At 69.2% G+C, this 13354-nt stretch carries 13 protein-coding genes; 6 read left to right on the forward strand and 7 right to left on the reverse strand.

Annotated features, from left to right (window positions below):
- Positions 1–1663: aldo/keto reductase (locus AC3XYG_RS16095; protein ID WP_489140859.1), on the reverse strand; the 1663-nt coding region annotated here is incomplete at its 3' end.
- A gap of 283 nt (positions 1664–1946) precedes the next feature.
- Here AC3XYG_RS16095 and AC3XYG_RS16100 point away from each other — a divergent pair.
- The 5 genes from AC3XYG_RS16100 to AC3XYG_RS16120 all read left to right on the forward strand — a co-directional run bounded on the left by AC3XYG_RS16100 (position 1947) and on the right by AC3XYG_RS16120 (position 6832).
- Positions 1947–3167: an ROK family protein gene (locus AC3XYG_RS16100; RefSeq protein ID WP_489140860.1), complete on the forward strand. Its 1221-nt coding sequence runs from the start codon at positions 1947–1949 to the stop codon at positions 3165–3167.
- Positions 3168–3183: 16 nt separating this feature from the next.
- Positions 3184–4302, forward strand: a complete 1119-nt coding sequence (locus AC3XYG_RS16105) for a Gfo/Idh/MocA family protein (RefSeq protein ID WP_489140861.1) — start codon at positions 3184–3186, stop codon at positions 4300–4302.
- Positions 4303–4328: 26 nt separating this feature from the next.
- Positions 4329–4979, forward strand: a complete 651-nt coding sequence (locus AC3XYG_RS16110; RefSeq protein ID WP_489140862.1) for a ThuA domain-containing protein — start codon at positions 4329–4331, stop codon at positions 4977–4979.
- Positions 4980–5145: 166 nt separating this feature from the next.
- A complete protein-coding gene (locus AC3XYG_RS16115) occupies positions 5146–5811 on the forward strand; it encodes an exopolysaccharide biosynthesis protein (RefSeq protein WP_489140863.1) in 666 nt (221 codons plus the stop codon).
- A 73-nt stretch (positions 5812–5884) separates the two neighbouring features.
- A complete protein-coding gene (locus AC3XYG_RS16120; protein ID WP_489140864.1) occupies positions 5885–6832 on the forward strand; it encodes a hypothetical protein in 948 nt (315 codons plus the stop codon).
- Between the two features lie 14 nt (positions 6833–6846).
- Here AC3XYG_RS16120 and AC3XYG_RS16125 read toward each other — a convergent pair whose 3' ends face one another.
- The 3 genes from AC3XYG_RS16125 to AC3XYG_RS16135 are packed head-to-tail and all read right to left on the reverse strand — an operon-like array spanning position 6847 to position 9165.
- Positions 6847–8484, reverse strand: coding sequence for an adenylate/guanylate cyclase domain-containing protein (locus tag AC3XYG_RS16125; RefSeq protein ID WP_489140865.1), 1638 nt, complete (start codon positions 8482–8484; stop codon positions 6847–6849).
- A 56-nt stretch (positions 8485–8540) separates the two neighbouring features.
- Positions 8541–8786 (reverse strand): hypothetical protein, encoded by a 246-nt coding sequence (locus AC3XYG_RS16130; protein ID WP_489140866.1) that lies wholly within the window; start codon positions 8784–8786, stop codon positions 8541–8543.
- A complete protein-coding gene (locus AC3XYG_RS16135) occupies positions 8764–9165 on the reverse strand; it encodes a Fur family transcriptional regulator (protein WP_489140867.1) in 402 nt (133 codons plus the stop codon). The genes AC3XYG_RS16130 and AC3XYG_RS16135 overlap by 23 nt, the downstream gene beginning before the upstream one ends.
- A gap of 110 nt (positions 9166–9275) precedes the next feature.
- On the opposite strand from AC3XYG_RS16135, the gene AC3XYG_RS16140 reads away from it, so the two are divergent.
- Positions 9276–9443 (forward strand): hypothetical protein, encoded by a 168-nt coding sequence (locus tag AC3XYG_RS16140; RefSeq protein ID WP_489140868.1) that lies wholly within the window; start codon positions 9276–9278, stop codon positions 9441–9443.
- Here the strand turns inward: AC3XYG_RS16140 and AC3XYG_RS16145 are convergent.
- From AC3XYG_RS16145 to AC3XYG_RS16155, 3 genes are all read right to left on the reverse strand, one after another.
- On the reverse strand, positions 9428–11707 hold the full coding sequence (locus AC3XYG_RS16145) for a mechanosensitive ion channel domain-containing protein (protein ID WP_489140869.1): 2280 nt from the start codon (positions 11705–11707) through the stop codon (positions 9428–9430). The two genes, AC3XYG_RS16140 and AC3XYG_RS16145, sit on opposite strands and share 16 nt — an antisense overlap.
- 219 nt (positions 11708–11926) lie before the next feature.
- The gene (locus AC3XYG_RS16150; RefSeq protein WP_489140870.1) at positions 11927–12622 is read right to left on the reverse strand and encodes a lipid-binding SYLF domain-containing protein; all 696 of its coding nucleotides are present in this window, start codon (positions 12620–12622) and stop codon (positions 11927–11929) included.
- A gap of 52 nt (positions 12623–12674) precedes the next feature.
- Positions 12675–13354: histidine phosphatase family protein (locus AC3XYG_RS16155; RefSeq protein ID WP_489140871.1), on the reverse strand; the 680-nt coding region annotated here is incomplete at its 5' end.

Raw genomic sequence — 13354 nt, forward strand, 5'->3', positions numbered from 1 at the left:
GCCAGGCCTTCCACTCCGCATCCGCGGCGGCGATGCAGCCGGCCCAGACCGGCTGGATCATCTCGGCCAGGCTGAAATTGTTGCTGACCGTGGCGGGACCGTGCCAGCCGCGGGCCTTGGCATAGGCGGCGGCCTCGTCCAGCCGCTCGCGCGTCCAGTTCGACCCGCCCCAGGACCCGATGCGCCCGGCCCGGATCTCGGCATCCAGCACGTCGACGAATTCGCCGACCGCGATGTCGGGGTTGTCGCGATGCATCAGATAGAGGTCGAGCCGGCCGGTCTGCAGCCGGTCGAGCGTGTCGGTCAGCTGGCGCGGGATCACATCGGGGTAGCACAGCGGCGAATGTGCGCCCTTGCCGATCAGCACGATCTCGTCGCGCACCCCACGGCTGGCCTGCCAGTGGCCGAGCAGCCGGTCGGAGTCGCCGTTGCGATACTGCCAGGCGGTGTCGAAGGTGTTGCCGCCGCGTTCGAAGAAACGGTCGAACAGCAGCCCGGCATGGCTGATGTTCTGGACGCCGACCGCGCCGAGGGCCAGGGCCGAGGCCGGGCATCTGGCGCCGGGCAGGTCGATCCGGCGCATCGTCCCGGCCTTGAGCGGCCGGCCGTCGACCGGCGCGGTGCGGCGGGCCGGCGTTTCCAGCGCATATTCCAGGCCGATCGCGGCGCGCCAGGCATCCATCGCCTTCAGGTTGCCCAGCGTGTCGGCCAGGCTCATCGCCGCGGATTCGTGGTCCCCGGCGGCGACGGCGTCGCCCACCGCATCGGCTTCGAAGGCGTAGAGCCAGCCCGGCTCATCGATCGACACGGTCTCGGCCGTGCCGTCCGGCCGGGTGATGGTGATGGCACTGCTGCCGCCTTCCTTGCCGCTGCAGAACCAGGGCGACGCGACCTCGATCCTGCCGGTGGTGCCGAACACCCGCACCACATTCTCCAGCGCCAGCGACACGCCGGTCGCGACCTGGGCGACGATGCCGCCGGGGAAGTGCAGCACCGCCGCGGTCCATTCATCGACCCCGGTGCGGCCGAGATGGCCGGCCCCGGTCACCTTGACCGGGTCGAGGAAGTGCTTGCCCGACGCCGCGCCGGCGATCAGCCGCGCCATCGACACGGGATAGCCGCCGACATCGAGGATGCCGCCGCCGGCGAGATCGTTGGCGAACAGGCGGTGGTCGGGGTTGAAGCCGGCGGCGAAGCCGAAGCTGGCCTGGATCATCCGCACCTCGCCGATCGCGCCGTCCCGGATCAGCTCCACCAGCCGCTTCGTCTGCGGATGCGCGCGATACATGTAGCCTTCGGCCAGGAACACGCCGGCGCGGCGGGCGGCGTCGACCAGGGCCATGGCGTCATAGGCGTTCACGCCCATCGGCTTTTCGCACAGCACGTGCTTGCCGGCCTCGGCGGCGCGGATGCCCCAATGCACATGCGACGGATGCGGCGTGGCGATATAGACCGCATCGACCTCCGGGTCGGCCAGCAGCGCGTCGTAGCCGGCATGGATGCGGGCACCGGGGAAGGCTTCGGCCAGCCCCGGCTTGGCCGGGTCGCGGGTGCCGATCGCCACCAGCCGCCCGGTGCGCGAGTGCGCCACGCCGCCCGCGAAGGCCTGGGCGATCCGCCCCGGTCCGATGATGCCCCAGCGGAGCTTCGCATCCGATGCCATGTCTGTGTTTCCGTGTGTCGAGAAGGAGGCTTTGCCCGACCGGCTTAATTTTTTTGGTTTACGAATTTATCAGACCGGCTAGGGTGGGCCCTGTCAAGATCGAAAAATCAGACAATTGTCGACAAATCGAACCGATATGCCGCAGAAACGGGATATATTCAGCATCGGCTTTGACCTGGCCGCGGTCTCGCGGCGGGCAAACGGCATGGTGCACCGCACCATAAAATTCGGATCATGATGGAATGACAGCCATCCTTCAGCATCACCGCGGATCCGCCCGGTCATGAAGACCGCCGATCCGGAGCTGATGCGCGCGATCAACCGCTTCCATGTGCTGGACGTGGTGCGGCGGCATGGCCCGATCTCGCGGGTCGAGATCGTGCAGCACACCGAGCTGGCGCCGGCCACCATCTCCGCCATCACCGGCGGGCTGATCGAGGAGAACCTGATCCTGGCCCGGGCGGTGGAGGGCGTCGGCACCGCCGCACGCGGCCGTCCCCGGGTGATGCTGGAGTTGAACCGCGAGGCCGCCTTCGTCTGCGGCGTCAAGCTGGCGCCGCACCAGATCAGCATCGCCGTCACCGACTACACCGCCGATGTGGTGCAGACCCTGTCGCTGCCGATCCGCGTCGCCCGCCAGGCGCCCGACGTGGTGGCCGACATCCTGGAGGACGGCATCCGCCGCTGCGTCGGCGACGCCGATCTCGCCCTGGACCGGCTGGGCGGCATCGGCATCGGCCTGCCCGGCTTCATCGACGGCCGCAGCGGCACCTGCGTCTGGACCCCGATCCTGGGCACGGCCGACGTGCCGCTGGCGGCGATGATCCAGGACCGGCTGGGCATCCGCACCATCGTCGAGAACGACGTCCATCTCGTCACCCTAGCCGAGCACTGGTTCGGCCAGGGCCGCGGCAGCGACACCTTCGCCGTGGTGACGGTCGAGGATTCGGTGGGTTTGGGCCTGTTCCTGAACGGCGACGTGCATCGCGGCGCCGCCGGCATGGGCACCGAATTCGGCCACACCAAGATGGCGCTGGACGGGCTGCCCTGCCGCTGCGGCCAGCGCGGCTGTATCGACGCCTATGTCTCGGACCACGGCATCGTCACCCGCGCCCGCGCCCTGCTGGGCGCCGAGGCCGGGACGATCGCGCCGGAGGATCCGCGCGCCATCGGCCGGCTGCGCGACATGGCCCGGGCCGGGCGGGCCGAGATCCGCGCCCTGTTCGAGGAGGCCGGCGCCATCCTGGGCTTCGCCGTCGGCAACCTGATCACGCTGCACAGCCCGCCCAAGGTGATCGTGGCCGGCAGCGCCATCCAGGCCCGCGACCTGATGGAGCCGGCACTGCTGGCCACCATCGACCGCATCGTGCCGGCGCCGATCCGGCGCGGCACCGAGATCATCCTGCATGAGTGGAGCGACGACGCCTGGGCCCGCGGCGCGGCCAGCCTGGTGCTGCGGCAGCTCTACGAATCGCCCTGGAACGGACAGGGCAGAGCGCGATAGCGGAGAGGAACACCGGATGAGCGAGAAACCCGTCGGCATCGGCATCATCGGCTGCGGCAACATCAGCGGCGCCTACCTGAAGGCCGCGCCGCATTTCCCGATCCTGCAGGTCAAGGCCTGCGCCGATCTGAACCCGGAGGTGGCGCAGGCCAAGGCGGCCGAATTCGGCGTCGCGGCCCGGACCATCGACCAGCTGCTGGCCGACCCCGAGATCGAGATCGTGGTCAACCTGACCACGCCGCAGGCGCATGTCCCGGTCGGGCTGCGGGCGATCGCCGCCGGCAAGCATGTGCATTCGGAAAAGCCGCTGGCGATCAGCGTCGCCGAGGGCCGCAAGCTGCTGGACGCCGCGACGGCCAAGGGCTTGCGCGTCGGCTGCGCCCCCGACACCTTCCTGGGCGCCGGGCAGCAGACCGCCCGCGCCCTGATCGATGCCGGGCGGATCGGCCGGCCGGTCGCCGGCACCGCCTTCATGATGGTGCCGGGGCATGAGCGCTGGCACCCGAACCCGGATTTCTACTACGCCAAGGGCGGCGGCCCGCTGTTCGACATGGGCCCCTACTACCTGACCACTCTGGTCAACATGCTGGGCCCGGTGGCGCGGGTGACCGGCACGGTCGCCGCCGCCTACACCGAGCGCCGCATCGCCAGCGGCCCGCGCGCCGGCCAAATCGTGCCGGTCGGCACCCCGACCCACATCACCGGCACGCTGGCCTTCGCCTCCGGCGCCGTGGTGACGCTGGTGATGAGCTTCGACATCCCGGCCCACCGCCACGCCCCGATCGAGATCTATGGCGAGACGGCGTCGCTGAGCGTGCCCGACCCGAACATCTTCGGCGGCGAGCTGCAGATCTCGGTGCCCCTGCCCGAACGGAAGGTGGAGTGGCAGACCGAGACGACCGGCCATGCCTATGGCGACGGCAACTACCGCATCATCGGCGTCGCCGACATGGCCCATGCCATCCGTGCCGGCCGGCCGCACCGCGCCAGCGCCGAGCTGGCCTTCCACGTGCTGGAGGTGATGGAGGCGGTGGAACGGTCGGGCCAAGAGGGCCGACCGATCGAGATCGAAAGCCGCTGCGCGCGGCCGGAACCGATGCCGGTGGAGCCCGCCTTCGGCCGGGCCGCCGCCTGAATCACAGGATCAAGGGAGACGAAACGATGACGAGGCAGGCGCTGATCGTCTGGGGCGGCTGGAACGGCCATACCCCCCAGGAATGCGCGGATGTGGTGGCCGGGATGCTGCGCGACGACGGCTTCGAGGTGTTCATCGAGGACACCACCGAGGCCTTCGCCGACCCGGGCCTGAAGGACATGCACCTGATCGTGCCGATCTACACCATGTCGACGATGGAGAAGGAGGAGGTCACCAACCTGACCAGCGCGATCGAGAGCGGCGTCGGCCTCGCCGGCTTCCATGGCGGCATGTGCGACGCGTTCCGCAACGAGGTGGCGTACCAGTTCATGACCGGCGGGCAGTGGGTGTCGCACCCCGGCAACATCATCGACTACCGCGTGCGGGTGACCCGGCGGGACGACCCGGTCATGCAGGGGCTCGAGGATTTCGCCTACCGGTCCGAGCAGTACTACATGCATGTCGACCCCAACAACGAGGTGCTGGCCGAAACCACCTTCACAGGCGACCACGCATCCTGGATCGCCGGCCACACCATGCCGGTGGTGTGGAAGCGCAAGCACGGCGCCGGCCGGGTGTTCTACAGCGCCCTGGGCCACCGGGTGGAGGAGTTCGAGAACCAGTCGATGCGCACCATCCTGCACCGCGGCCTGCTGTGGGCGGCGCGGGAGGCTTGAGGGAGCGGGAGTAGCTCTCCCGCTTGCCCTCTTTACTCTCCCCCTCCCGCAAGGGGAGGGGGAGGATGGAATGCATGGGCGGCGCCGTTCCAACCACCCTCGCCCTTGCACAGCCCCGCCCCGCTCCAGTATCACCGGATCGACGACACCACGCCGGACGATCCGCTTGCCCGACGCGCCGCCGACCGAGACCCGAGACGATCCCGCCGCCGGGGAGGCGCGTCGCCGCCGCTTCTCGGAGGTGCTGCAGGATCTGGCCGCGGCCGATCGCGAGCGCATCGCCATCGCCGACATCCTGACCGCCTTCGGCGACCGGGCCTTCGGCGCCCTGATGCTGGTCTTCGCCGCGCCGAACGCCCTGCCGACGCCGCCAGGCACCTCCTCGGTGCTGGGCGCGCCGCTGCTGTTCATCACCTTCCAGCTGATGATCGGCCGGTCGGTGCTGTGGCTGCCGCGGCTGATCACCAACCGGTCGATCGCGCGATCGGATTTCGCAAAGCTGGTCGACCGCATGGTGCCGTGGCTGGCCAAGGCCGAGCGGCTGCTGCGGCCACGCCTGTCGATCCTGATCGGCCCGGTCGCCGACCGCTTCATCGGCGCCGCCTGCCTGCTGCTGGCCATCATCCTGTTCCTGCCGATTCCGCTGGGCAACATGGTGCCGGCGATCGCCATCGCCGCCTTTGCCATCGGCCTGATCGAACGCGACGGCGTGGCGGTGTCGGTCGGCTGGGCCGGCACCGCCGCGGGCGTCGGCATCCTGGTCGCGATCTCGGCGGCGCTGCTGGCGGCCGTCCGCGCCTTCCTGCAGACCCTGCTGGGCATCACGATCTGAGGCGCCGGCCCGATCTGCGCCCTCCTTCCGCCATGCTGGGCCGCCATGCTGGCCCGCCATGATCGGATCGTCGATGACGGGGGCGCCCATGCGGCCGGCTGCAGGACGGGGACAGGCGACGGAACGGGATGGCCGCCGATGGGCCGCACTCGGGCTGCTCCTGGCACTGGTCATCGGCCTGCTCTCGCCGATGGCGATCGGGGCAGAACCGTCCGTGCCCTCCGCCTCCCTCCGCTGCGAGGACATCACGGCATCCCGTCCGGATGTCCGCGGCCTGCTGGCCTCCGGCCGGGCTGCGGCGGCGGTCGCGGTGCTGGAACGTGCGGTCGCCGCCCAGGGCTGGTGCCCACCCGGCACCGGCCTGCCGCAGAACGCGGTCGAAAGCTGGTACTGGCTGCGCAGCGACCTCGCTTTGGCCTATGTCAAAGCCGGGCGCGAGATGGATTGCCTGCGGCTGCTGGCGGAGATCGACAGCCCGTACAGCAACGCGGATGTGCATCGGGCCTTCGACGAAGGTGCGCCGATCATCGCTGCCCTCGACCACAATTTCAGCCTCTGCCAGGCTGCTCATGAGACCCGGCGCAGCGCCTTCCGAGCAAAGCCATGCCCGGTCGCCGTCGACGCCGCCATCGCGGCCGTCGCCGCGCCCGGCCACGGGTCAGGCTGCGTTGTGCTGCTGCGCGGTGCCGGCCGGGAAGCCTTCTCGCTCAACGGGCAGGGCGAACCGGGCGCGCCCGAAGCCCTGTGCCCGAAACTTGCCCTGATCGACGCCCAGGGACACCGGACGCCGATGACCGTGGCGACCGCGCGGGATGGGCGCGGGCCGTTCACGGAACCGTCGGTCTGCTGCTCGCTCGATACGATCAGCGTCGCCGAGATCGGCGGCCGGCGGCACATCCGGGTGCGGGGCGGGGACCGCGACTGTTTCAGCGGCACCGCGGTCACGGACAACGATGCGATCTACCGGCAGGACGGCAATGTGCTGGTTCTGACCGAGGATGACGGCATTTCCTATCACTGAACTTCGCCGCCGGCTCAGCCCTGCAGGTCGGCGATCCGGCTGACGATGCGGATGGTCAGTTCGTCGCGGCGGCCGCGGATCGCGACATGCTCGCTCGGAAAGGCCGAAAAATCGGCCCCGGCATGGTCGAGCAGGTCCTGCGACACCACCAGCTCGGCCGCATAGGTTCGGCACAGATCCTCCAGCCGGCTGGCGGTGTTGACCGTGTCGCCGACCGCGGTCAGGCCCTTGACCCCGCCATAGCCCATCTCGCCGACGATGGCCGGGCCGACATGCAGGCCGATGCCCATGCGCAGCGGCTCCTTCAGGTCGGAGGCCATGCTTTCGTTCAGATCGGCCAGCCGTTCCGCCATCCGCTGCGCGGCGTCGAGCGCCTGGCGGCTGGCGGAGTCGCGCCCGCCGTCGACGCCGAACAGCGCCATCACGCCGTCGCCGATGAACTTGTCGACCTGGCCACCCGCCGCCTCGATCGCCTGGCCCATGGCGGCGAAATAGCGGTTGAGCAGGAACACCACGTCATAGGGCAGCCGGTGCTCCGACATCTTGGTGAAGCCGCGCAGGTCGGCGAACAGCACCGCCACCTCGCGCTCCTGGCCGTGCCGGTGGCCGGGGCCCTGGAAGCCGTCGCGGGCGGTGGCGTTGGGCGGCAGCAGCGGCGTGACCTCGAGATCCTGCACCGGGCGGATCTGGCAGGCCAGCCGGACGCCCTCGGGTGCGCCGATGCGCTGCAGTACCTTCGCCTCGTCGGGGCCCGGCGGCGGCAAATGTTCGCCGCCCAGGCCGAGCCGGACCCGGCAGGTCGAGCAGCGGCCGCGGCCGCCGCAGACCATGGCCTGGGGGATGCCGGCGGCGCGGATGATCTCCAGCGCCGTGGCGCCGGGGATGATGTCGAGCACGCGGCTGTCGCGATAGTACAGCTTCGGCCCGCTGCGGCGGGCCCGCAGCCCGCGCAGGACCGGCCCGGCGAAGGCGGCGAGGATCACGGCGACGATCACCAGCCGGGTCCAGAGCGCCCCGTCGGCGACGAAGGCCATCGCCTCCGGCGTCAGCTTCATCGACCGGCGCAGATCGTCGAGCCAGCCGGGCTGGGCGGCCAGCGCCACGACCTGCATCCCGGCCGAGACGAAGCCGGCGAGACCCAGGGCCGGGATCAGCAGGGCGGCACCGTAGAGATAGGGCAGCGCCTTGCCGTACCAGGGCTTCAGCCGCAGCCAGTAATGCAGGCCGATGCAGCCATGGCCCCAGGCGACCAGTACCAGCAGCATCTGGAAGAGGGCATCGACGCCGTTGCCGCCCCACAGCTGGGCCAGCACGAGGCGATAGGGCGTGCCGACGCCATGCACCTCATAGGCCAGCACGGTGGCGAAGACGTGCCGGGCCAGGAGTAGCGGCACCAGCAGGCCGAGGCCAAGCTGCGCCGCCTCCCACCGCTTCAGCCGGAAGTTGTGGCGCCGCCAGATCGACATCAGCGCATTGGCGATGTGGATGGCGAAGGCAGCCGACAGGATGGTCAGGCCCGGCTGCTTCTCCCACACCAGGTTGAACCAGCCGAGACCGGCCTCCATGGAGCCGAGCGAGATCAGCCCAGCGGCATGGTTCACCAGATGGGTGAGGAGGAAGGCGAACAGGACAAGGCCGCTGGGCAGCCGCAACCGCTGCAACAGGAGCCGAAGGCGCGATCCGGGCGAATCGGCGGCCCGAAGGTCGCTCAGTTCAGGGGACCGGTGTACACCCAGGTCTCGACCGTATCATGCGCACGGAAGGACGGGACTTCGGGGTGGTGGTAGACGAAGACGCGAATCGCCGCCTCCAGCGCCACCGAGCCGGGAGCACCGCGGGCCACCATCTCGGCATAGGCGCGCGTCACCGCCTGGTGGCAGCGACAATCAGCGGTGCCGTCCTCGAAGGGCGGCCCGCCGAAGCCGCAGGCCTCAGGACTTCTTTTTCCGGCCATAGAGTTCAAGCCTGTGGTCGACGAGTTCGAAGCCCAGCCGCTTGGCGATCTTCTCCTTCAGCACCTCCAGCTCCTGATCCTTGAACTCGATGACTTCACCGCTCTCAAGATCGATCAGGTGGTGGTGATGCTCGAGATTGACCTCGAAGCGCGAGTAGTTCTCGTTGAAGTCGTGCCGCTGCACCAGGTTCAGCTCGTCGAGCAGATGCAGGGTGCGATATACCGTCGCGATGCTGATCGACGGATCGATCTCGCGGGCACGGTGATACACGGTCTCGACCGACGGATGGTCGATGGATTCGGTCAAGACCTGCAGAATGACGCGACGCTGATCGGTCATTTTGAGGCCGGCGGAGACACATCTCTCCTCGAGCGTCATGGCTCTAGCCCTCTCTAGCCACGGAACCATTGGCGAATGCGCGCAGATTACAGATCGAAGCGGCGCTTGGCACTCGAAAATACGCCGCACCGCAACAGGGAGGAATGACGATGGCCGATCTGTTCCGGCTGGACATGAGCATCAACGGCTGGATCGCGCTGGGGATCGCCGTGATCGGCATCATCACGCTCAACCTCGTGCTGATGCATCTCGCCCGCAAGAAGCACGATTCCAGCTTCAACCCGCATGACGACGGTGGCGATCACCCGGCCGGCTGAGACTCCGGCGCGGCGGGCTCCGCCGGCGGCGGGGTGATGGTGTGCATCAGCACGGTGCGGTGCGGGAACGGCAGGTCGATGCCGACTTCGTCGAAGCGCCGCTTCATCCGGCGGTTGAACTCGCGCATCACGCCCCATTGCTTGATCGGCGGCGTCTTGATCCGCGCCTTGATGGTCACGGCGCTGTCGCCGAACTTGTCGAGGCCGATGATCTCGATCGGCGCCAGGATGTTCGGCGCCCAGTCCGGATCGACCTGCATCTCGCGGCCGAGGTCGCGCAGCACGTCGGTGACGTGGTCGACATCCTGGTCGTAGCCGACGCCGATGTTGAACACGGCGAAGGAGAAATCCTTGGTCATGTTGATGATCGAGGTCACCGAGCTGAACGGGATGGTGTGCACCGCCCCGGTCTCGTCGCGAAGGCGGATGGTGCGGATGGTGATGGTCTCGACCGAGCCGCTGTCGGTCCCGATCTGGACCACGTCGCCCACCGCCAGCGTGTCCTCGAACAGGATGAAGACGCCGGTGATGACGTCCTTCACCAGGGTCTGGGCGCCGAAGCCGATGGCCAGGCCGACCACCCCGGCGCCGGCCAAGAGCGGCGCGATGTTCAGCCCGACCTCGGAGAGCACCATCAGCACCACGACGGTGATCAGCAGGATCAGGAAGGCGTTGCGCAGCAGCGGCAGCAGGGTGCGGGCCCGGGCGCTGCGCTGCACCAGCTTGCCCGAGGCGTCGTGCCGGTTGAGGTGGAATTCGATCAGCTGGCTGACCACCTCCCACGCCACCAGCGAGGCGACGAGCACGAACAGGATCGCGCCGCCGCTGGACAGGATGGCGCGGCCGGTCTCGGTCTCCATCCAGGCGATGCCGCCGAGCTGCCAGACCTCCAGCAGCACCAGCACGGTCACGATCGTGACGATGACCTTGAGCGCGGTGTCGAGCACCGGCAGGTAGCGGTTGGCGCGGTGCTCCAGCCCGGGATAGCGGCCCTTCAGTTCGGGCCCGATCGAGAAGGCACTGTGGATCAGCCGCGGCCCGTAGCGCGAGACCAGCCCTGCCAGCAGCAGCGCCACGACGGTCAGCACGGTGGCGCGCAGCACGAAGACGAAGCCGCCATTGATGCCGAGCGCCCAGATGCCGAAGGTGGCGGCGACATAGGCGACGGCGACGATATGCCAGACATTGGCGAAGTGCCGCCGGGCCGAACCGACCGCCCGGGTCATCGCCGCATCCTCGCCCTCGGCACCATGCCGGCGGCGGCCGCGCAGCCAGTCCGCGACCGGATGGCGGTTCTGCAGAATCAGCACCACCACCAGCCCGGCGACGATCAGCCCGACCAGATAGGTCAGGGCGGTCAGCGCGCCGTAAGGCAGCCTCAGCACGCCCGCTGTCGCCACCAGCAGGTAGCCGAACACGATCAGGCGGATCAGCCGCTTCGACCAGACATAGAGGTAGCCCGCGGTCTCGTCGCCGATCCGCAGCAGCCGCAGCCGGGGATGTTCCGGCGTCAGCACGATGCGGATCGCCATCAGCGCCACGCCGCTGATAATGACGGCATAGACCAGCGCCGTGACCACGATGGCGACGAATTCCGGCGGCGCCAGCAGGCTGGTCATGCCGTAGGCGCCTAAGACGAAGCCGAGCAGCGGCAGGAAGTCGAGCACCGCCTGCCCCAGGATCAGCGGCAGCTTGCCCCACAGTGTCGCCGGCGGATGGCGGTCGAGCGCCGCCCGCGCCCCGCGCAGCAGCCGCGACACCAGGAAGCCGGCGGCGAGCCCCACCGCGAACACGGCCAGCACGTTGAGGAAGATCGCGATCCAGCGCTCCCGCGCCGCCGGGTCGGACAGCTGGTCGCGCGCCCAGACCAGCAGTTGGGGCGACTGCGCCAGGGTGCTGCCGATCACCGCGACGCCGTCGGTGACGTTGCGCACCTTGTCGGACACGGCGACCAGGGCCTGGCTGCCGACCACCTCCAACGTCGTCTGCTTGTCCTCCTCAGGCTCCTGCGCCTGCAGCATCAGCTGGAGGCGGGCGATCAGCTCGGCCCGCGCCTTGTCGTCTTGCAGCGTGCCGATCAGCGCCTTGATCCGCTCCGGGTCGGCCGGCTTGTCCGCCTGAGCCGTCGCCGCCGGGGCAGCGGCGGGGACACCAGGCACCTGGGCCGCGGCGAGGCCGGGCGCAAGAAGAAGCAGGATCAGCAGCAGCAGACGCGGAAGCAGGGTCATCGGCTCGGTCGGGTTGTGCGGACGGGCGGCCCTCATGACACTATCTGTCACGACGCTATCCGTTTGGGCAACGGACGGCCACCGCCGCGTGGAACGGTCCGGGAACCATGACCCTGGCGGATGCCGGCGATCCCGGCTCGGCCCATTTCCCCACTGTCATTGCCGGGCTTGTCCCGGCAATCCAGAAAATGTCGCCAGCCTCTGGATGCCCGGATCAAGTCCGGGCATGACAGACTGGACTGACTGGCCGTCGTCCTAACGCGGCATCAGGTTGCGCAGCTGGTCGGCGCCCGGGTTGTTCTTCTGGCCGAGGAAGATGGTCCGGGCCGCGGTGCCGAAGCCGTAATAGGCGTCGTTCTTGCCCTGGTCCTCGCTGATGACCGTGCCGTCCAGCGTGCCGCCGGCGAACAGGCCCTTGTTCTGCGAGAAGGCGTACATGTCGGCATTGGTGTTGAGGCCGGTCGAGGCACCGACGCCCGCGCCCAGGGTGAACAGCGCGCCCGTCAGGTCGGCACCGACGGTGAAGTTGCTCTGCTCCACCGCCTTCAGGCCCTTGTCGGTCATGATGGTCAGGATCACCTGCGAGACCTGGCCGCCGATCTGCAGGCCGAAGCTGCCGCCGCCGATGCCGTAGAAGGCCGGGTAGCTCCAATTGCCGTCCGGCAGGCGGACCAGCATCAGCGCATTGCCGCCGCGGCCGCCGAAGATGAAGCCGCCGCGCAGCAGCGATGGGGAGATCAGCACCGCCTTGGCGCCGCGGATGTAGCGCGGCATCGCCGACAGCTCCTGCGCCGCCAGCAGGTCGTGCAGCGCGCCGCGACTTTCATCGACCAGCAGCTGGGCATCGCTCGGGCTGGAGGTGCTGGAGCCGCAGGCGGACAGGGTGCTGGTCAGGGCGAGCCCGACGGTCGACACGCCCGTCAGGCGAAGAAAATTACGGCGGTCGATCATCGAGGCCTCTCCTGAGATTCCGCATTAAGAATCGCGGTCTAGCGCTAAACGATCAATACATCTTTTCCGTTCCCGATGGCAGATTCAGGGCGGTAATTCGCCAACTGACTTTGCCATCCGACGACCGGATCCGGTCGAGCCGGGTGAGCGAAAGCGGCTCGACAGCGAGGCGAAGCGCCTGTTCGCCGCCGAGGTCGAGCGCCAGCGCCGTCGCGGCCCGCACCGTGCCGGCATGGGCGACGGCCACGATGTCGCACCCGGCATGGGTGTCGGACAGGGCCAGGATCGCCGGCTGCACCCGCTGCAGCAGGGTGTTGAAGCTTTCGCCGCCGGGTGGGGTGTGGGCGGAGGGGTGCGACCAGAACGGATCAAGCCGCGGCAACGCGTCATAGACCTCCCGGCTCGGCCGGCCCTGCCAGGCACCGAAATCCTGCTCCACCAGCTCCGGCACGACCGTGGGCGCCGCCGCCTCCCCCATCGCCGCCAGCAGCGCCGCCGCAGTCTCGGCCGTGCGGCGCAGCGGCGAGTGCAGCCAGACGGCGCCGCGCGGCAGCCGGGCGGCCAAGCCGGCAACCGCCGCCCCGTTGCTGGTATCGGCCGCGAGGTCGAGCCGACCGTACAGCAGCTTGTCCGGATTGATCACCGGGGCGTGGCGGATCCACCACCAGCGGGTCGTGCTCATGACACCGCCGCGGCGCACAGCACCGCGATCTCCGCCAGCTGCTGCGCCGC

The sequence above is a fragment of the Inquilinus sp. genome, from assembly GCF_057815775.1.